14 protein-coding genes are annotated in these 19,681 nt (G+C 71.9%); 4 read left to right on the top strand and 10 right to left on the bottom strand.

Annotated elements, in window-relative coordinates:
- Positions 1 to 371: 371 nt before the first annotated feature.
- Positions 372 to 2,744 carry a glycosyl hydrolase family 18 protein gene (locus tag ABZ714_RS06015; protein ID WP_358823923.1) on the bottom strand — a complete coding sequence of 791 codons (2,373 nt, stop codon included), beginning with the start codon at positions 2,742 to 2,744 and terminating at the stop codon, positions 372 to 374.
- A gap of 469 nt (positions 2,745 to 3,213) precedes the next feature.
- Here ABZ714_RS06015 and ABZ714_RS06010 point away from each other — a divergent pair, with 469 nt between their 5' ends.
- A complete protein-coding gene (locus ABZ714_RS06010) occupies positions 3,214 to 4,077 on the top strand; it encodes an SDR family oxidoreductase (RefSeq protein WP_358823922.1) in 864 nt (287 codons plus the stop codon).
- A 108-nt stretch (positions 4,078 to 4,185) separates the two neighbouring features.
- Here ABZ714_RS06010 and ABZ714_RS06005 read toward each other — a convergent pair whose 3' ends face one another.
- From ABZ714_RS06005 to ABZ714_RS05990, 4 genes are all read right to left on the bottom strand, one after another.
- Entirely contained in the window at positions 4,186 to 5,175 is a 990-nt protein-coding gene (locus ABZ714_RS06005; RefSeq protein WP_358823921.1) for a malate dehydrogenase, read from the bottom strand.
- A 334-nt stretch (positions 5,176 to 5,509) separates the two neighbouring features.
- Positions 5,510 to 6,856 (bottom strand): DUF2690 domain-containing protein, encoded by a 1,347-nt coding sequence (locus tag ABZ714_RS06000; protein WP_358823920.1) that lies wholly within the window; start codon positions 6,854 to 6,856, stop codon positions 5,510 to 5,512.
- Positions 6,857 to 7,172: 316 nt separating this feature from the next.
- A complete protein-coding gene (locus ABZ714_RS05995; protein ID WP_358823919.1) occupies positions 7,173 to 7,553 on the bottom strand; it encodes a DUF3017 domain-containing protein in 381 nt (126 codons plus the stop codon).
- A gap of 505 nt (positions 7,554 to 8,058) precedes the next feature.
- On the bottom strand, positions 8,059 to 8,922 hold the full coding sequence (locus tag ABZ714_RS05990) for a bifunctional methylenetetrahydrofolate dehydrogenase/methenyltetrahydrofolate cyclohydrolase (RefSeq protein WP_358823918.1): 864 nt from the start codon (positions 8,920 to 8,922) through the stop codon (positions 8,059 to 8,061).
- A 288-nt stretch (positions 8,923 to 9,210) separates the two neighbouring features.
- On the opposite strand from ABZ714_RS05990, the gene ABZ714_RS05985 reads away from it, so the two are divergent.
- Complete coding sequence (locus tag ABZ714_RS05985) at positions 9,211 to 9,846, top strand: RDD family protein (RefSeq protein ID WP_358823917.1); 636 nt, start codon at positions 9,211 to 9,213, stop codon at positions 9,844 to 9,846.
- Positions 9,847 to 9,956: 110 nt separating this feature from the next.
- Here the strand turns inward: ABZ714_RS05985 and purH are convergent, their stop codons facing one another.
- Complete coding sequence (gene purH / locus ABZ714_RS05980; protein WP_358823916.1) at positions 9,957 to 11,579, bottom strand: bifunctional phosphoribosylaminoimidazolecarboxamide formyltransferase/IMP cyclohydrolase; 1,623 nt, start codon at positions 11,577 to 11,579, stop codon at positions 9,957 to 9,959.
- Positions 11,576 to 12,250, bottom strand: a complete 675-nt coding sequence (gene purN / locus ABZ714_RS05975) for a phosphoribosylglycinamide formyltransferase (RefSeq protein ID WP_358823915.1) — start codon at positions 12,248 to 12,250, stop codon at positions 11,576 to 11,578. The genes purH and purN overlap by 4 nt, the downstream gene beginning before the upstream one ends.
- 255 nt (positions 12,251 to 12,505) lie before the next feature.
- On the opposite strand from purN, the gene ABZ714_RS05970 reads away from it, so the two are divergent.
- The gene (locus ABZ714_RS05970) at positions 12,506 to 13,327 is read left to right on the top strand and encodes a hypothetical protein (RefSeq protein WP_358823914.1); all 822 of its coding nucleotides are present in this window, start codon (positions 12,506 to 12,508) and stop codon (positions 13,325 to 13,327) included.
- A 102-nt stretch (positions 13,328 to 13,429) separates the two neighbouring features.
- Here the strand turns inward: ABZ714_RS05970 and ABZ714_RS05965 are convergent, their stop codons facing one another.
- Positions 13,430 to 15,316 carry a DUF6350 family protein gene (locus ABZ714_RS05965; RefSeq protein WP_358823913.1) on the bottom strand — a complete coding sequence of 629 codons (1,887 nt, stop codon included), beginning with the start codon at positions 15,314 to 15,316 and terminating at the stop codon, positions 13,430 to 13,432.
- 116 nt (positions 15,317 to 15,432) lie between these two features.
- On the opposite strand from ABZ714_RS05965, the gene ABZ714_RS05960 reads away from it, so the two are divergent.
- Positions 15,433 to 16,728, top strand: coding sequence for a sigma factor-like helix-turn-helix DNA-binding protein (locus tag ABZ714_RS05960; protein ID WP_358823912.1), 1,296 nt, complete (start codon positions 15,433 to 15,435; stop codon positions 16,726 to 16,728).
- A gap of 655 nt (positions 16,729 to 17,383) precedes the next feature.
- On the opposite strand, the gene sucD is transcribed toward ABZ714_RS05960, so the two are convergent.
- Positions 17,384 to 18,268, bottom strand: coding sequence for a succinate--CoA ligase subunit alpha (sucD, locus tag ABZ714_RS05955; protein ID WP_358823911.1), 885 nt, complete (start codon positions 18,266 to 18,268; stop codon positions 17,384 to 17,386).
- 21 nt (positions 18,269 to 18,289) lie between these two features.
- Entirely contained in the window at positions 18,290 to 19,465 is a 1,176-nt protein-coding gene (gene sucC / locus ABZ714_RS05950) for an ADP-forming succinate--CoA ligase subunit beta (RefSeq protein WP_358823910.1), read from the bottom strand.
- Positions 19,466 to 19,681 lie beyond the last annotated feature (216 nt).

The raw sequence follows: 19,681 nt of genomic DNA, 5'->3' as shown, positions 1-19,681 counted from the left end.
TCCCCGGTGAACAGGGGCACCCGTTCAGAGCTCGAATCTACGGGCCCCGGCCGCCCGTGAATTGACTATCCGCGCAGACTTCATTGACATTCCCCGCACAGTTCCGGTAATTGCACCGCGCCCGGGTTTCCCGACACCCCCTCGGCTGTCCGCCGACCCCGGCTGCCGACTGCCGTCCGGGCAGGCAAAAACCCGGCGGCGCAGGGTCAGGGACTGCGCCGCCGGGTTGTCAGCGGATCTGTTCAGTTGTCTGTTCAGTTGTCTCTTCGGTTGTGTCTTCGGTTGTTTTTCGGTCGTGGTGACCGGTGGTCGGTACGCGCCGGGGTCATCCCGCCCGGCGCGTACCCGTCATCCGGTCGTCATCCGGTCGTTCAGCAGGGACCGAGGTCCTGCCAGACGCCCCACTGGCCGGTGGTCCCGGGCTCCTCGCCCTTCGTCCACCACTTGGACTTCCAGTTCTTGCCCTGGTGCGAGACGGTCACACCGCTGCCGTACTCGGAGGTCGCGGCCCACGGGGTCGCGGTGCAGGTGCCACCGGTGTTGGCGCCACCGTTGTTGGCACCGCCGTTGTTGGCACCGCCGTTGTTGGCGCCACCATTGTTGGCACCGCCGTTGTTCGCCCCACCGTTGTTGGCACCGCCGTTGGTGGTACCGCCGCCGCCGGGCTCGACGATCGTCGTACCGCGGGCCAGGTCGGCCGCGATGGCGTAGGACTTGCCACCGAAGGTGACCGTCCAGTTCGACGGGGTCGAGGTCGGCAGGTAGTAGACGAAGTCCAGCTCGACCGAGGCGCCCGGGGCCACCGTCTGCCAGGCCGGGAGCTTCAGCGAGACGCGGTGGAAGTCACCCTTCAGACCGCCCACGTTCGGACCGGTGTGGTCGCTGCGGATGATCGTCGCACCGAAGCCGGACTGGTCCTTGGCGTTGTTCGGCGCGGAGGTCGCGTAGTCGAACTGGAACTCCGTACCGCCGGGCAGGGTCGCCTTGGTGTTGTTGGTGATCTTCAGCTTCGGGCTGATCGGGTAGTTGCTGTCCCCGAGCGCGAACTGGTTGAACTCGACACCGACGTTGATCGCCTCGGTCGGCAGCGTGATGTTCGACTTCTTCGCGCCGTACGGGGTCGCGGCCTTGTACTTGTTGTACATCAGGCTGATCAGCGACGAGCCGGGCTCGTACTGGCCCTTGGCGGCGTTGTAGTCGTAGTCGCCCGCCAGCTCCCAGATCATGGTGCCGCCGAGGCCGTTGTTGACCACGTAGTCGGCCTTCGCGCCGATGGACTGCTCGTCCTCGGTGGAGATGAAGACCTTCTTCTGCGCGTTCCACAGCCACGGCGCGACCAGGGTCGAGTCGTACTTGCGGACGTAGGCGCCGGTCAGCTTGGTGTCCGCGGGCAGCCCGAACTTCGGCAGGTAGTCGGGGACGATCCCCTTCTCCAGGTTCTTGGCGTGCCACATCGGGTTGAAGCCCGCCGGGGACTCCTGTCCGTTGGTGTCCTTGTCGTGCCAGACGTTGTCGATGCCGACGGCACCGTCACCGCACTTGGTCAGACCGGAGCCGGGCGGGCAGCTCGTGGCGGACGCCTTGCCCCAGAGTCCGTCGGTGCCGCCCTGGACGTTCTTCCAGCCGCGGGTGTAGGTCGGCACGCCGATGTTGATCCGGCCGGCCGGCATCGAGCCGCGGAAGTAGCGGTACGCCCAGTCCGTGTTGAGGTAGCCGATCCCGCCGTACTGCGCGGTGTTGTAGATCCCGGCGCCCGCCAGCTCGGAGTCCTTGCCGTCGTCGAAGAGGGCGGCGTTCGGACCCACGTGCTCGTTCCACGTGCCGTGCAGGTCGTACGACATGATGTTGAGGTAGTCGAGGTACTTCGTGGTCTCGAACGTCTCCATGCCGCGCAGCAGGTAGCCGGAGGACGGCGCGGCGACGGTCAGCAGGTAGTGCTTGCCGTCGGTGGCGCTGGCGCGGTCCAGCTTCTCCCGCAGGGTCTTCATCAGCACGCTGTAGCTCTTGTTGAGCCCGGCGCGGCGGGCGTTGGCGATCGGCCAGTCGGCCGGGTTGCCCGCGTCCTTCATCGAGGTCGGGTACTCGTAGTCGATGTCGACGCCGTTGAACCCGTACTTGCGGATGAACTCGACGGCCGAGTCGGCGAAGGTGTTGATACCCGCCTGGTTGACGGAGCCGTCGGCGTTCGTGGTGGTCTTGTAGAAGCCACCGCTGTCCGTCCAGCCGCCGACCGAGATCAGCGTCTTGACGTTCGGGTGCTGCTTCTTGAACTTGTTCAGCAGGTTGAAGTGGCCCTTGTACGGCAGGGCCGGGTCCATCTCGGCCCCGGCGACGCCCGGCCAGGTCATCCCGGTGTTGGGGTTGTCCGCGTTGTCGGCGCCGACGGTGATCTTGTCGGCGGAGTCGATCCCGGCGAACGCGTAGTTGATGTGGGTGATCTTGTCCCACGGGATGTTGTTGGCGAGGTACGCGGGCCTGCCGTCCTTGCCGGTACGCCAGTTGGCGAAGTAGCCGATGATGCGGCGCTGGTGGTCGGCGCCCATCTTCTCGCGGCCGTCGGCGTCATAGACGGAGCAGTACGGGACGTCGACGCCCGGGGTCGTGTACAGCCCCTCGGGGCGACACGAGGAATTCGGTGAGGCGGCCTGAGACACGCCTGACGAGAGCGTCGTCGCCAGCAGCGCGCCGACGGCGGCGGCACCGGCGGCGAACAGCGTCGCTCTCGTTCGTCGGGGGGACAGCACGTTCGGATCCTCCAGGTGGGGGGCCCGCGTCCGTCAACGGGACGCAGGGTGTTCGGCCTAGCTCAACTGGCATGGGGGGTGGGCACGTTGACCCCGGGGGTTGCGCTCGTCCCGGGACCGGATCCGCAGAGGTGAACGAGACATTAAGAGGACTAGACCAACGCGTCAATAGGTCTGGACCTTTACGCCGTAATTCTCATGTCCCTTATGCCCCGCGCGAATACGGCACGTCCGGGCGCTGACCGGGGACTCAAGGGGCAGAGCCGTACGAAGGTCACCCCCGGCCGGATGAAAGAACTTTCACCGCCCACGGCGCGACGGCCATCGGATTCCCCTCCCAACAAGACGAGACGAACCGTCTTGCCAATCCCCCTCCGGCGGCCTACAGTCGACACCACGGAGCGAGACGTACCGTCTCGCAAGTCGTCAGTACCACCGCTTGTTCGTGACGCCCTGTAAGGAGCCCGCTGTGACCACTTCAGCCGACCGTGTCTGGTTCATCACCGGCGCCAGCCGCGGCCTGGGCCGGGCTTTCACCGAGGCGGCGCTGGCCGCGGGCGACCGGGTCGTCGCGGCGGCCCGGGACATCGGACCGCTCGACGAACTGACCACCGCTCACGGAGAGCGACGACTGCTCGCCCTTCCCCTCGACGTCACCGACCGTACGGCCGTGATCGCCGCCGTCGACCGGGCCGTCGACCACTTCGGCCGGCTCGACGTGGTCGTCAACAACGCCGGCTACCTGGCCATGGGCATGATCGAGGAGTTCACCGAGGAGCAGGCCCGCGCCCAGCTCGACACCAACTTCTTCGGCGCGCTCTGGGTGAGCCAGGCCGTACTCCCCCACCTCCGCGCCCGGCGCTCCGGCCATATCGTGCAGATCTCCAGCATCGGCGCGCTCGGCGGCTTCCCCCTCACCGGCCTCTACAGCGCGAGCAAGTTCGCCCTGGAGGGGCTGAGCGAATCGCTCGCGGCGGAGGCGGCCCGGTTCGGTGTCAGGGTCACCCTCGTGGAGCCCGGCGGCTACTGGACCGGGCTGTACACCAAGGGCCTGACGATGACGGAGCCGCTGGACGCCTACGCGGAGCTGCGGACCGAGCTCCACGAGCAGTTCGCCGAGGGCTCCAGGGACAGCCTCCCCGAACTCGCCGCGGACGCCGTGATGAAGCTGGTCGCCTCCGACGACCCGCCGCTCCGGCTGCTGCTGGGCAGCCTCGCCTTCGACATCGCGATGACCACGACGGAGGCCCGGCTGGAGACCTGGCGCGCCTGGGAGGCCACCAGCCGCGCGGCCGAGGACGCGGTCCCGGCCCCGGAGGGCTACGGCCGGTAGAGGGCTCGGGCCGGTGCGGAACGAAAGACGCGGACCCCGGGTCCGGCCCTGTTTCATCGGGGCCGGACCCGGGGTCCGTCGTACGTTCTGCCGTACGGGCGCTACGACTCAGATCAGGCCGAGCGCGCGAACCGCGTCGCGCTCCTCCGCCAGCTCCTGGACCGACGCGTCGATCCGGGGCCGGGAGAACTCGTTGATCTCGAGCCCCTGCACGATCTCGTACGTGCCGTTCTTGGTGGTGACCGGGAAGGAGGAGATCAGGCCCTCCGGGACGCCGTAGGAGCCGTCCGAGGGGATGCCCATGGAGGTCCAGTCGCCGTCGGCGGTGCCGTTCACCCAGGTGTGGACGTGGTCGATCGCCGCGTTGGCCGCCGAAGCCGCCGAGGAAGCGCCACGGGCCTCGATGATCGCCGCGCCGCGCTTGGCGACGGTCGGGATGAAGGTGTCGGCCAGCCACTGCTCGTCGGAGACGACCTCGGCGGCGTTCTTGCCCGCGATCTCCGCGTGGAAGATGTCCGGGTACTGGGTGGCCGAGTGGTTGCCCCAGATCGTCAGCCGCTTGATGTCGGAGACGGCGGCACCGGTCTTCGCGGCGAGCTGGGAGATCGCGCGGTTGTGGTCGAGCCGGGTCATCGCGGTGAACCGCTCGGCCGGTACGTCCGGCGCGGCGGCCTGGGCGATCAGCGCGTTGGTGTTGGCCGGGTTGCCGACCACGAGGACCTTGATGTCGTCCGCGGCGTGGTCATTGATGGCCTTGCCCTGCGGCTTGAAGATGCCGCCGTTGGCCTCCAGCAGATCGCCGCGCTCCATGCCCTTGGTCCGGGGGCGGGCGCCGACCAGGAGGGCCACATTGGCACCGTCGAAGGCGACGTTCGGGTCGTCGGTGATGTCGATCCCGCGGAGCAGCGGGAACGCGCAGTCGTCCAGCTCCATGGCGGTGCCCTGGGCGGCGCCGAGGGCGGGGGTGATTTCGAGAAGGCGCAGCTTGACCGGCACGTCCGGGCCGAGCAGGTGGCCGGAGGCGATGCGGAACAGCAGCGCGTAGCCGATCTGGCCGGCCGCGCCGGTCACGGTGACGTTGACGGGAGTGCGGGTCATGGCGATCTCCGTAAGACAGCTGGCGGTGGGGGCACCTGCCCCTGGGTCGGATCTCCCCCCGCACCCTTCTCCGGGTCGGCGGCGCCGGTCGGACCTGGGTCCTCATGAGCCGCTTCGCACGAATCTTGATGTGAAGAGATTTCCCAGCGGTCAGGCTATCCGACCCGGGCCGCGCCGGTCGTTCGCCCCCTCGTTGCCTTGCTCACTGCCGTGTCACGGGCTGTGTGACCAGTGTTGTGACCCGCCGTGTGGCCGCTTCGCTCGCCGCCGCGCGGAGCCGGAGCACCGGCCCGCGACGACGCGACGACGCGGCGGCCCGGCGGCCGGGGCACGGTCACTGGACCACCGTGCACGCCGTGGTGCCGTTGGTCAGTTCGGCGCACGCCTTGGCGTCGGAGCCCTTCCCGGCGGCCGTCATCGGCGTATAGGCATCGCTCTCGCCGTTGACCGTGCCCCGCTGGAGGCCCTTGCCGCCGACGCTGATCTCGACGGAGTCGCCGGTGGAGGCGTCCACGAGCCGGGCCCAGGCGGCCTGGCAGACCTGGCTGAAGCGGACCTCGATCCTGGCCTTGCCGACGGTCGCCTGGGAGACGGTACGGACCAGGTCGCCGCCGCAGCCCATGGCCTCCGGGCTCTTCCCGGCGCAGGTGGCACCGGTGCACTTGACGTCGGCGGGCGGCGCGGCGGACTCGCGGCCGGTGTCCGTGCCGTCGGAGCCCTTGCCGCCGCCCGGGCGGGGCTTCGTACCGGTGGAGGACGTGGGCGGGACCTTCGCCACCGTCTCCGTGCGGTCGTTCCTGCCGTCGTCACCGGCGCCGCCCGTACCGCCGAGGTCGGTGAGGAGGACGGCCGCGGCGACCAGCACCAGCGCGCCGACGACACCCGACAGGAAGAGCAGGACGCGGCGTTTGTCGAGCCCCCCGGACCCGGCCGGGGCGGGCGGGGCCGGTGAGCCGGCCGCGGCGCCGGAGGCCGTACGCGCCGGTTCGGCGGCGGCCCCGGGGGCTCCGGGCTCGGCCGGGGCGGTTCCGGCGGCGGCCGCGGCCGCTGCCTCGGCCGCGCGCCGGGCCCGTCGGGCGGCGGCCCGGCCACCGCCTTCGGGTACCCGGTACGCGCCCTGCGGCGGGGTCGCGGGGCCCCCGTCGTCGGGGAGTACGGCGTTCCACACGGGTCGGCCGTCGTCGGGGGCGGCGTCGCTCCCGCCGTCCGGACCGGAGCCCGAGGCCGCCGAGGACGACGGAGAGGAGGCCGAGGAAGAAGGGGAAGAAAGCGAGGCGGCAGAGGAGGGGGAGGAAGCGGGCGAAGAAGGGACGGAGGACGCGGGCGAACCCGGAACGCCACCGGGCACCGACGCCCAGCTGCGCGTCCGCGCCACCCGCAGTTGCTCCGTGGCCCGGTCCCGTCCGGCCTCCAGCCGGTGCCAGGCCCGTTCGGCCCGGGAGCGGAGCGACGTGGGAGCGTGGACACTCGTCCCGGTACGCTCCGCGAGCGCCGCGATCGCCCGCTGCGGCGGCAGGACCCGGCCGTCGAGATACCGCTCCCACGACGTGACGCCGAAGCCGGTGGCGACCGAGAGCCCGGCGATGTCGAGCCCGCTGGCGTCGACGATCCGGCGCAGCTCCTCGGTGAGTGCCCGGATGTCCGGATCGAGCCCCTCCGGCAGCGCCTTCCACTCCGGCATGTCCAACCCCCCTACGTCCCCCGGACGTCCGTCCGGTCCTCGGGCCGGGGCGAGCGGTCCTCGCGGCGGCGGCGCGGCTCCCCCGTTCCGCGTGCCGCACGACTCAGGCGCGCCTCACGGCCCGACGGTCCAGTCTCCCATCCCGGACCGACGATCACACCGCGGCGGAATGGTCACCTCCGTGCCACGGGTCACAACGGCCCCGGCGGCTTGGACGACGACGCCCGCCGCCCCGGTTCACGGGACGGCGGGCGGGCTGTCGCGAAGGTACGGGCCGCCGGGCCGCCGGTGGCGGCCGTCGACGGGAGTCAGCCGGTCACTCGCGCCCCACGAGGAAGTGGACGAAGTCCTCCAGGAACGGGATCTCCAGCCAGGGGTCCGGCTGGAGCATCAGGGCGAGCAGGCAGATCATCGAGCCGAACAGGCCGTAGGTGACCATGTCGGTGAAGCGGGACCGTACGGCCAGCATGCCGACCGAGGGGATCATCCGCCGCAGCACTCCGGCGCCGATCAGCGCGGCGCCGATCAGCAGGGTGCCGACCCGGGCCGCCTCGCCGAACGGGTCCGTACCGACGACCACCAGACCGAGACCGACCAGTCCGAGGACGGCGAGCAGGGGCCACTGCCGGGCGGGGGCCGGGGCGTCGCCGGGAGCGGCCCGGCCGCCGCCCTCGGGACGGGCGGTGTCCTGCGTCATGGCGGGCGGACGGCGCGTCGAGCCCGTACTGGAACCCGATTCGGACTCGGCGCCGGGGTCGGTGTCGGCACCTTGCCCGGCGTCGCTTCCGTCCCGGTTCGCCGAATCCGTCTCGTCGCCGGATGCGGATGCGGATGCGGATCCGTCGCCGGGATCGGGTCCGTCGCCGGAAGCGGAATCCGGATCGGAGTCGGAGCCGTTCGCCCCGTCGCCGCCCCTATCCGTAACCGAGTCCGTATCCGAGTCCGCGTTCCGGGGGTCCGCCGCCCCGGGACCTGAACCGGAACCGTCTGCCGGGTCCGCGTCCCGCGCGGCGGCCGGACGGGCACCGTCGCGGTCGTCCGGCATACGGGAGGCCCCCCCACCGTCACCGGCACCACCGGCACCACCGGCGCCCGAGGCTCCCCCGGCACCTGTCGTACCCGTACCGGCACCCCGGTCGTCGTTCGTCGTCACGACCATGGCCGCTCTCCTCCGTCGCTCCCGTCGCCCCGCCGGTTCCGCGTCAGTCCCGCGTCCCCGCCGCGCGCTCCGCCGCCTCGACGACGTTCACCAGCAGCTGGGCCCGGGTCATCGGACCGACGCCGCCGGGGTTGGGCGCGACCCAGCCCGCGACCTCGGCGACCCCGGGGTGGACATCCCCGACGATCTTGCCGTGCTCGTCCCGGCTGACACCGACGTCGAGCACCGCGGCGCCCGGCTTGACGTCCTCGGGCTTGATCAGATGCGGCACCCCGGCCGCGGCGACGATGATGTCCGCCTGCCGGAGATGGGCGGAGAGGTCACGCGTACCGGTGTGGCACTGCGTCACCGTGGCGTTCTCCGACTTACGGGTGAGCACCAGCGGCATCGGCCGCCCGATGGTGATACCCCGGCCGACGACCACCACATTGGCCCCGGCGATCTCGACGTCGTGGTGCCGGAGCAGCTGGACGATGCCGTACGGGGTGCAGGGCAGCGGCCCCGGCACGCCGAGCACCAGCCGTCCCAGGCTCACCGGGTGAAGCCCGTCGGCGTCCTTCGCCGGGTCCATCAGCTCCAGGACGCGATTGGTGTCGATGCCCTTGGGGAGCGGCAGCTGGACGATGTAACCGGTGCACTCGGGGTTCTCGTTCAGCTCCCGGACGACCGCCTCGATCTCCTCCTGTGTGGCGGTGTCGGGGAGTTCGCGCTGGATCGACCCGATACCGACCTGGGCGCAGTCGCGGTGCTTCCCGCTGACGTACCAGCGGCTGCCCGGGTCGTCGCCGACGAGCAGGGTGCCGAGTCCCGGGACCACTCCCTTCTCCTTGAGCGCCGCCACGCGGGCGGTCAGTTCGGACTTGATCGCGGCTGCGGTGGCCTTGCCATCGAGAATCTGGGCGGTCATACCCCCATCCTCGCGGATGGACCCGTCCCGGTTCCAATCCCGGCCGGTCCCGGTCCCCTTCCCTCGCGCCCGATCGCCCTTCCGCCGGGCGGAAAACGGTCGAAACCACAGATTGCGCTTGCACAACACTCATCACACCGGCTGGACAATGCGTCTGTAAGGAGCACACGATGATGGGGTTATCGTGCCGCGGCGGGTTCGGGGGGAAAATCCGCAGACCCGCTCGCCTCTCTCCTCCCGCACGGGCCGCGCCATCCCCGGCGCACCATCCAACGGAGGATTCTCGCCATGAGTTTCGGCGACCCCAACAACCCCTACGGCCAGCCCCAGGGCCAGCAGCCGCCGCAGCAGCCGTACGGCCAGCAGCCCGGCTACGGCTACCCGCAGCAGGGCCAGCCCGCGTACGGCCAGCCCCAGGCTCCGCAGCAGCCCTACGGGCAGCAGCAGTACGGCTACCCGGGCGCGACTCCCCAGGTCCAGCCCTACGACGCCTACCCGGGCGGCGGCTACCCCGGCGGCCCGGGCGGCATGCCCGAACTGGCGCACTGGGGGCTGCGCGTCGGCGCGTTCCTGATCGACATGCTGATCGTGCTGATCCCGTATCTGGTGCTGGGCACCATCGGCGTCATCGCCGAATCGGGCATCCTCATCACCGTCTCCTACATCCTGATGTTCGGCCTGATCCTGGGGCTTAAGGCACAGGAAGGCAGTACCGGCCAGACGCCCGGCAAGAAGGCCGCGGGCATCAAGCTGCTGCGCGAGCGCGACGGGCAGACCGTGGGCTTCGGTATGGCCTTCGTCCGATACCTCGCCCACATCCTCGACGGCCTGCCCTGCTACGTCGGCTACCTCTGGCCGCTGTGGGACGACAAGAAGCAGACCTTCGCCGACAAGATCTGCTCCACTGTCGTCATCAAGGTCTGAATCCAGGCCCCGACGGCCGGTCCTGTCCGCCGTCGCGGCGGACGAGTACGCGGGAGGCCGCGCACCCGCTCGGGGTGCGCGGCCTCACTGCGTACGGCTACGGCTACGGCTCAGTGGAAGAAGTGCCGCGTCCCGGTGAAGTACATCGTCGCCCCGGCCTTGCGGGCGGCCTCCGCCACCAGCTCGTCGCGGACCGAGCCGCCGGGCTGGACGATCGCCTTCACCCCGGCCTCGATCAGGATCTCCGCCCCGTCCGGGAACGGGAAGAAGGCGTCGGACGCGGCGTACGAGCCCCGGGCCCGCTCCGCCCCGGCCCGCTCGACCGCCAGCTTCGCCGAGTCGACCCGGTTGACCTGGCCCATCCCGACGCCGACGGACGCGCCGTCCTTGGCGAGCAGGATCGCGTTCGACTTGACGGCCCGGCAGGCCCGCCAGGCGAACGCCAGCTCGGCCAGTTCGGCGTCCGACAGCGGCTCGCCGGTCGCCAGGGTCCAGTTCGCCGGGTCGTCACCGGCGGCCTGGAGCCGGTCGGTGACCTGGAGCAGCGCGCCGCCCTCGATGGGCTTCAGCTCCACGGCCGACCCGGGCGCGTCCGCGCACCGCAGGACCCGGATGTTCTTCTTCTTCGCCAGGACCTCGACCGCGCCGTCCTCGTAGGCCGGGGCCACGACGACCTCGGTGAAGATCTCGGCGACCTGCTCGGCCATCGCCACCGACACCGGCCGGTTGACCGCGATCACCCCGCCGAACGCGGAGAGGGGGTCGCAGGCGTGCGCCTTGCGGTGGGCCTCGGCGACATCCGCGCCGATCGCGATCCCGCACGGGTTGGCGTGCTTGATGATCGCGACACACGGCTCGGCGTGGTCCCAGGCGGCGCGCCAGGCGGCCTCGGTGTCCGTGTAGTTGTTGTACGACATCTCCTTGCCGTGCAACTGCTCGGCGCCGGGCAGCCCGCCGGTGCCGTCGACGTAGAGCGCCGCGCCCTGGTGCGGGTTCTCGCCGTACCGCAGCACACCGGCCCGCCGGTAGGTCGCGCCCAGGAACTCGGGGAACGCCACGTCACCGGCCTGCTCGCCGGAACCGGACTCGGCCGCCTCGGCCGCCTCGACGGCCTCCAGCGCCGGGACCCGGTCCGCGAACCAGTTGGCGACGTCGACGTCGTACGCGGCGGTGTGCGCGAACGCCGCCGCCGCGAGCCGCCGCCGGGCGGCCAGGCCGAACCCGTCGTCCGCGACGGCCTTCAGCACGTCCGCGTACTGGCCGGGGCTGGTGACGACCGCCACCGAGGGATGGTTCTTGGCGGCGGCCCGGACCATCGAGGGGCCGCCGATGTCGATCTGCTCCACGCACTCGTCGTACTCCGCGCCGGACGCGACGGTCGCCCGGAACGGGTACAGGTTCACGACCACCAGGTCGAAGGGCTCGACGCCCAGCTCGGCCAGCTGCTCGCGGTGGGAGTCCAGCCGGAGGTCGGCGAGGATCCCGGCGTGGACGCGCGGATGCAGCGTCTTGACCCGGCCGTCCAGGCACTCGGGGAAACCGGTCAGGTCCTCGACCTTGCCGACCGGGACCCCGGCCGCGGCGATCCGCCCGGCGGTGGAGCCGGTGGAGACGAGCTGGACGCCCGCCGCGTGCAGCCCGCGGGCGAGGTCTTCGAGGCCCGACTTGTCGTACACGCTGATCAGCGCCCGCCGGATGGGCCGCTTGCCGCTCGTGGCAGCCTCAACAGTCACGGGAAAACAACCTTTCGTCCCTCGATGCGATAGCCGTCCCGGGCCAGCCGGCCGACGACTTCGACGAGCAGCTCGCGCTCGATTTCCTTGATGCGCTCGTGCAGAGCGGCTTCGTCGTCCTCGTCCCGGACCTCCACCACGCCCTGCGCGATAATCGGCCCGGTGTCGACACCGTCGTCGACGAAGTGGACGGTGCACCCGGTGACCTTGGCGCCGTACGCGAGTGCGTCCCGCACCCCGTGGGCGCCGGGAAAACTGGGCAGCAGGGCGGGGTGCGTATTGACGCAGCGCCCGCCGAAACGGGCCAGGAACTCCTTGCCCACGATCTTCATGAAGCCCGCCGATACGACCAGATCGGGCTCGTACGCGGCGGTGGCCTCGGCCAGCGCCGCGTCCCACGCCTCGCGGCTCGGGAAGTCCTTCACCCGGCGGACGAACGTCGGCAGCCCGGCGCGCTCGGCCCGGTCCAGACCGGCGATGCCGGAACGGTCGGCTCCGACCGCGACGATCCGGGCGCCGAAACCGTCCGGACCGGCCGGATCGGCGGCGATCGCGTCGAGCAGGGCCTGCAGATTCGTTCCGGAACCGGATACGAGGACCACGATCCGGGCCGGTGAGGAGGGGTCGCGGCGGGCCTGGTCGTGGTCGGATCGGTCAGGAGCGGGGGCCACGGCGGGGTCTCTTTCGTGTACGGCTCGACTTTGTGTGGTCGTACAAACGAATCGTGTCCCTCGATACGGGGAACTCTACGAAAGGGCCGACCGTCAGCAACGATACCGGCACACAGAACGGCCCCCACGGGACGGGGGCGCGCCCGGGAGGTAGCGTCAGGGGGCAACCACCCGTCCCCGACGGGCACGACGACGACACAAAGACCGGCAGCACACGAACCCGTGCACCGGGTCTGAGGGGAAGACGTTCACCAGATGCGGGACCGACGCCGCCGTACGGACCTCCTGTTGCCGCGGGAGCGCCAGTCCACCGACGACAACAATCCCTTCGCGCCGCCGCCGGAGGGCAGGCCGGACCAGCCCTGGCAGCCGCGCCATCCGGACGGCACCGCGACGGACGGCGACGGCGGACCCGGCTCGGGTTCCGGCGCCGGTTCCGGTTCCGGTTCCGGTTCCGGTTCGTCCGGGAGCAATGGCGGAAACGGCGGCGGCTCGGGCGATGGATCCGGTTCCGGTGATTCCGGTTCCGGTTCGTCCGGTGGCCGCTCGGGCTGGGGCAGCCAGTGGAGCAGCCGCCAGCCCGGCCGCTCCTCCAACGGCGGCTTCGGCGGTCGCCCCGGCTCCAACTCCCAGGACGGCGGCGACCGGCGGCCGGGGCCCAGATGGGACCCCACCGACCCGGCGCAGCGGCATGCCCGCTACGCCATGATCGCGGGCCTGTGGGCCCTGTTCTTCACGCTCTTCTTCGACTTCCCTGAGATCGGCCTGCTGCTCGCCGCGCCCGGCCTGTACTGGGCGATCAGCGCGCTGCGGACCGGCCCGAAGGCCCCGGACCAGGCGTCGCAGGCGAGCGGTCTCACCCCGCAGGTGGTCCGGCGCACCCAGAAGACCAGCGCCATCGCCGGTCTGGTGATGTCCGCGGTCACCCTGCTGGTGGTGGGCTCGATGTACACGGCGCAGCTGGTCTACCGCGACTTCTTCGTCTGTGAGCGGGACGCGCTCACGAAGACGGCGCAGTCGGCGTGCAACAGCAAGCTGCCGGAGCCGCTGCGGGACGTCTACGGCGTCAAGGACTGATCCGGCGACCTGCACGACGACGGGCCCGGCCCGGGGAAATCCCGGGCCGGGCCCATCGCCATACGGTCTGCTTCCGGTTCCGGTTCCGGTTCTGGTTCCGGTTCAGTCGTCGGGCAGGTCGGTGGGGGTGGGCTTCGGAGCCGGGTCCGGCTTCGGCTTCCGCTTCGGCTTCCGGGTGCGCTTCGGTACGGCGCCGGGGGCGGACGGCCACGGGCTCGGCGGGGCCGCCCACGGGCGGGCCGCGTCCGCCGGGGCCGCCGAGGCGGTCGGCGCCGTCGGGGGCAGGAAGTCGTACGGCCCCGCCTCCTCGTCCAGGGCGTCCAGTACCTCCAGCGCCGACGCCCGCGCCGGGCGCTCGGGGACCTTCCGCACAGCCTTGGTATCGGGCTCGGCACCCGGACGGGCGTCCGGCTTCGCGTCGGCCCCGCTGTCGGCCTTCGACCCGGGGGCGGACACCGGGCGGGTGCGCGGGGGACGCCGGAGGGATACCCGCGGCGCCGTACCCGGACCCGCGCCCGGGGCGTCGCTCGTGGCGGCCGGGCCCGGCGCGGGGACGGCCGCGCTCCCGCCGAGACGCCCGGGGACGCCCGGGATACCTGTGACGCCCGTGCCATCCGTACCGGGTACCCCGTAGAGCGCGCCGGCCGCTCCGGTTCCGGGCGGCGACGGGCGGTACCACGGCCGTCCCGTACCCCGCTCGCGCCAGATCCGCAGCACCAGCGCCACCGGCACCCCGAGCACCGCCGTCCACACCAGCGCCGCAGCCCCCGTCAGCCACCACACCGGGCCGAAATCCGCCAGCCTGTGGGTCCCCAGCGGACCGCCCGAAGCCGCCGCGAGCAGCGCCGCGGCGACCCCGCACAGCACGGCCCCCAGCAGCGCGTCGAGCGCCGTGTCCCGACGGCGTACGGAGCTCCCCTCGCCGCCCGCGAGCCGCGCGGGGCCGCCCCGGGGCGCGGCGGCGAACCAGCCGGCCGCCAGCCCCGCCGCCACCGGAACCACCACGGCCGACCAGTTCAGCCAGGTCCCCGGGCCCTCACCGGGGACGACCGCGACCAGGGGAAAGGGCGGCAGCGCCGGGTCGCCGTAGAGCGCCAGGGGCGTCGCGGTCGCCTCCGTACCGACGGCGAAGCCGGGGCCGAGCCCGTACGAAGCGGCCCATACCGCCGCATTGGGCACCAGCACGATCCCCAGCAGCAGGACCGCGAGCCGCCCCGACCAGACGGCCGAGAGGTGGAGGAAGGAGTCCTGGGTCGCATCGGCGTGCCAGACCAGGGACACCGCCACCAGCAGAGCGCCGCCGCCGAGCAGTACGGCGGTGGCGGCCGTCGCGGTCCGGACGGCGGCCCCGGCCCGGCTGCCGGGCAGGGCCGCCCTGGCCAGCCCGATCCGCAGCGCGTCCGGGAGCCGGCCCGGGGGCGGCCCGTACGGGCGGCCGTTCGCGGTCCAGGCGCCCGCCGTCGCGGCGGCCGGGACGAGCAGCAGCAGATGGCCGACGGCGCTCAGCGGGTCCGGGGCGATCGCCCCACCGGCCGCGTAGGCCGTCGCGGCCAGCCCGACCAGCAGATATCCGAGGGTTACCGCGACCACGGCGCCGCGTGCGGACGGGCGGGGGCGGCGACCTTCGGGATCGGGCACAAGGGGGTCGCGGGTGGCGCGGTGGACCAGCACGGCGGGCAGCAGGACCAGTAGCAGCGGAGTGATCCCGACAGGCGCGACGGCGCCGTAGAGACTGTCGGATCGCACAAGTTCGGTGCCGTGGGCCAGCAGCCAGAGGGAGGCGGCGACCCGGAGCGCGCCGTGCGGGCCGCTGTCGGGATAGGGGGAACTGATCCACACCACCAGCACCAGAACGGTCAGAACGCCGAGTCCTAGCCCGGCGGCGGTCGCGCCGCGCAGCAGACAGCCCGCGAGCGCCGCTCTCCGGCCGCCCTGCACCTGGACCGGGATCTGAGAGAAAGCGGGGCCGTGATCGGTCGTCTGGGTCACCGGGCCATGCTCCCAACGACACGCGCTTTCCCGGCGTAACAGGCGAATGACCGTAGTGTCGCTCAATATACGTTTATGTACTTCTATGAAAAGTGCACCGGTCCGGGGAGCCCATCATGACCCGGGACACCACCCCCTCCCCCGCCCCTCCGCCCGGGGAATCATCCCTGCCCGCCCCCAAGGAACGGCGCAGACTGCGCGAGGCCCACGCGATGACCGAGGAGCAGCTCGCCAGGGTCCTCGGGGTCACCAAGGCGACGGTACGGGCCTGGGAGACCGGGCGGAGTGAACCGCGCGGGCGCCGCCGGGAGGCGTACGCCAAGCTGCTCGCGCCTTCGGACGCTTCGAGCGCCCCCGCGCCACCGGAGCCCGAACACCCGACCGGTAAACCGCCGCTGACGGCTGTGGTTCCGGAGCCCGAGGCGGCGCCCGAAGAGGCCCCGGCGGGCCCGGGCGGCCGGGCGGTTCCGGCAGGCCCGGCCGAGCCTTCAGAATCCGCCGCCGCCCCGGCCGCCGAGCCGGAGCGGACGGCACCGGAGGGCACAGCGCCCGAACCACCCGCGCCGCCCCCACCACCCGCGCCTCTGTTGCCGCCCGGACTGGCCGCCGCCCGGACTCCGGCGGAGGCGTTCGACACCCTGTACGGCCATGCCGCGCCCGGCCTCGTACGGCAGACGTATCTGCTGACCGGGCGGCTGCGACTGGCGCACGAATCCGTGGAACGGGCCTTCCACACCGCATGGCAGCGCTGGCCCGAGGTCGCCAGGGACCGGGACCCGGTCGGCTGGGTACGGGCCACGGCGTACGAACTCGCCCTCTCACCGTGGCACCGGCTGCGGGCCGCCCACCGGCACCCCGACGCGCCGCCGCTGGACCGGGCGGGCCGGGAGCTGCTGGCCGTACTGCTCGAACTGCCGCCCCCGTACCGGCGGACCCTGCTGCTCTACGACGGCCTCGGGCTCGACCTGCCCGAGACGGCGGCGGAGACCGAGGCCAGCACCCCGGCGACGGCCCACCGGCTGCTGCACGCCCGGGAGGCGGTCGCCCAGCGGCTGCCCGGCCTGGCGGAACCCGACGCGCTGCGGGCCCGGCTCACGGCACTGCTGGCGGACGGCGGCCCCGGGCCGCGGCCCGTTCCGGCGGCGACGGTACGGACCGCTGGAGAGCGGCGGGCCTGGTTCTGGACCAGGGCGGCGCTCACCGCGACGGTGGCCGTGATCAGCCTGACGGGGATGACCCTGGCGACGGCGCCGACCCGGTACATCCCCGAGGTGTCTCCCGGGCAGCGGGTCGGCGGCGTCCCCGGCCACGCGGGCCCGGAACATCTGACCCCGGCGGAACAGGCACTCCGCGACCAACTCTCCACCCACCCCGCCGCGACCCCTGCCCGCCTCTCCCCCTTCCCCCGCTGATCCTCACCCCTCGGGGGCGCCGCGTGGCGCCCTCCGGGTGAGCTCCACGCCCCGGGCCGCGCCCGACGCCCATGCGTTGTCGGCGGCCTGCGGACCGTGGGTGGCCGTTCGCGCAGTTCCTCCCCCTGTGCCTTCGGCGACGGGGGGACCCCCAGCGCCTCGGCTCTCCGGGTGATGCCCACGCCCTCCGCCCAGCGGGGCGGGCGTTGTCGGGCGACCGCGGGCCGCCGGTGGCTGGTCGCGCAGTTCCCCGCGCCCCTAAATACTCTCCCCGGCCCCGGCCCTGAAAAGGGCACCGGCCTCAGTAAGAGACGCCTGCCTCTTTCCAAGGGCGGTCAGGAGGGCAACCAGGGGCGCGGGGAACTGCGCGACAAGCCAGCCACCGGCGCGCGGTCGAAACTCCTCCGGAGGAGGCACTGTCCCCGCCCGGAGGGCCTCCCCCTCCCGGAGACGGCACAGGGGGAAACAGGGGCGCGGGGAACTGCGCGACAAGCCACAGGCGGCCCGCGGACCACCGACAACCGGTGGCCGCCGGGCGCAGGCCCCGGGGGGAAACGGGGCCGGGCCCGTCCCCCCGCGAAGGGAGTACGGGCCCGGGCCACAGCTCCACGGGGGGGGCGCTCCGGAGAGGAACCGCCCGACCGCAGAGGATCGATCACGCGGAGAGGATCGCCCGCGCCAGCTTCGCCGTCTCCGTCGGCGTCTTGCCGACCTGGACTCCGGCGGCCTCGAGGGCCTCCTTCTTGGCCTGTGCGGTGCCGGACGAGCCGGACACGATCGCACCGGCGTGGCCCATCGTCTTGCCCTCGGGGGCGGTGAAGCCCGCGACGTAGCCGACGACCGGCTTGGTGACGTTCTCCTTGATGAAGTCCGCCGCGCGCTCCTCGGCGTCGCCGCCGATCTCGCCGATCATCACGATCAGCTCGGTCTCCGGGTCGGCCTCGAAGGCCGCGAGGGCGTCGATGTGGGTGGTGCCGATGACCGGGTCGCCGCCGATGCCGACCGCCGACGTGAAGCCGATGTCGCGCAGCTCGTACATCATCTGGTAGGTCAGCGTGCCGGACTTGGAGACCAGACCGATCTTGCCGGGCTTGGTGATGTCGCCCGGGATGATGCCCGCGTTGGACTGGCCGGGGGTGATCAGGCCGGGACAGTTCGGGCCGATGATCCGGGTCTTGTTGCCCTTGGCGACCGCGTACGCCCAGAAGGCGGCGGAGTCGTGGACCGCGATGCCCTCGGTGATCACGACGGCGAGCGGGATCTCGGCGTCGATGGCCTCGATCACGGCGGCCTTGGCGAAGGCCGGCGGCACGAAGAGGACGGAGACGTCGGCGCCGGTCTCCTTCATCGCCTCGGCGACCGTGCCGAAGACGGGTACGGAGGTGCCGTCGAAGTCGACGCTCGTACCGGCCTTGCGCGGGTTCACGCCGCCGACGATGTTGGTGCCGTCGCCCAGCATCAGCCGGGTGTGCTTCATGCCCGTGGCACCGGTCATGCCCTGGACGATGACCTTGCTGTCCTTGGTCAGGAAGATAGCCATGGTGGTGGAGTCCCTCGTCCCTTACTTCGCGGCCAGCTCGGCGGCCTTGTCGGCCGCGCCGTCCATGGTGTCGACCCGCTGGACCAGCGGGTGGGCGGCGTCGGAGAGGATCTTGCGACCGAGCTCCGCGTTGTTGCCGTCGAGACGGACCACGAGCGGCTTGGTGACGTCCTCGCCCTTGGACTTCAGCAGCTCCAGGGCCTGGACGATGCCGTTGGCGACCTCGTCGCAGGCGGTGATGCCGCCGAAGACGTTGACGAACACGGACTTGACGTCCGGGTCGCCCAGGATGATCTCCAGGCCGTTCGCCATGACCTCGGCGGAGGCGCCGCCGCCGATGTCGAGGAAGTTGGCGGGCTTGACGCCGCCGTGGGCCTCGCCCGCGTAGGCGACCACGTCGAGGGTGGACATGACCAGCCCGGCACCGTTGCCGATGATGCCGACCTCGCCGTCCAGCTTGACGTAGTTGAGGTTCTTGGCCTTGGCGGCGGCCTCCAGCGGGTTGGCCGCGGCCTTGTCCTCCAGGGCCTCGTGGTCCGGCTGGCGGAAGTCGGCGTTGGCGTCCAGGGAGACCTTGCCGTCCAGCGCGATGACCCGGCCGTCGGCGACCTTGGCCAGCGGGTTGACCTCGACGAGGAGCGCGTCCTCGGCGACGAAGGTCTTCCAGAGGGTGACGAGGATGTCGGCGACCTGGTCGGCGACCTCGGCCGGGAACTTCGCGGCGGCGACGATCTCGGCGGCCTTCTCCGGGGTGACGCCGACACTGGCGTCGACCGGGACCTTGGCGAGGGCCTCGGGCTTGGTGGCCGCGACCTCCTCGATGTCCATACCGCCCTCGACGGAGGCCATGGCCAGGAAGGTCCGGTTGGTCCGGTCGAGGAGGTACGAGACGTAGTACTCGTCGGCGATGGCGGGAGCGGTCTCCGCGATCATCACCTTGTGGACCGTGTGGCCCTTGATGTCCATTCCGAGGATCTGACCGGCCTTCTCGACCGCCTCGTCCGGGCTGGCGGCGAGCTTGACGCCACCGGCCTTGCCCCGGCCGCCGACCTTGACCTGCGCCTTGACGACGGACTTGCCGCCCATCCGCTCGGTCGCCGCGCGCGCCGCGTCAGGCGTGTCGATGACTTCACCGGCCAGCACCGGTACGCCGTGCTTGGCGAAGAGGTCCCTCGCCTGGTACTCGAACAGGTCCACGCGCGTCCGTCCCTTTTCTGATGATCGCGGTTCCTAGTAGGCGTGGGCGTGCCGCGGAGGGCAACGTGACTGCGATCGTCACAAGGGAGGCGCACACGGTTGACCGGCACGCGGCATGTCCGCCTCGCAGGTTATCCCCGTGGAACGTGGCCTCCTAAATTGCAGCTCACACATGGGTGGTGATAACAGTCACAGATCGCCCACGGGCCGGGCCCG

The sequence above is a fragment of the Streptomyces sp. NPDC006798 genome (assembly GCF_040635975.1).
Classification (GTDB): domain Bacteria; phylum Actinomycetota; class Actinomycetes; order Streptomycetales; family Streptomycetaceae; genus Streptomyces.
This window is presented reverse-complemented; position numbering and strand designations above follow the sequence as displayed.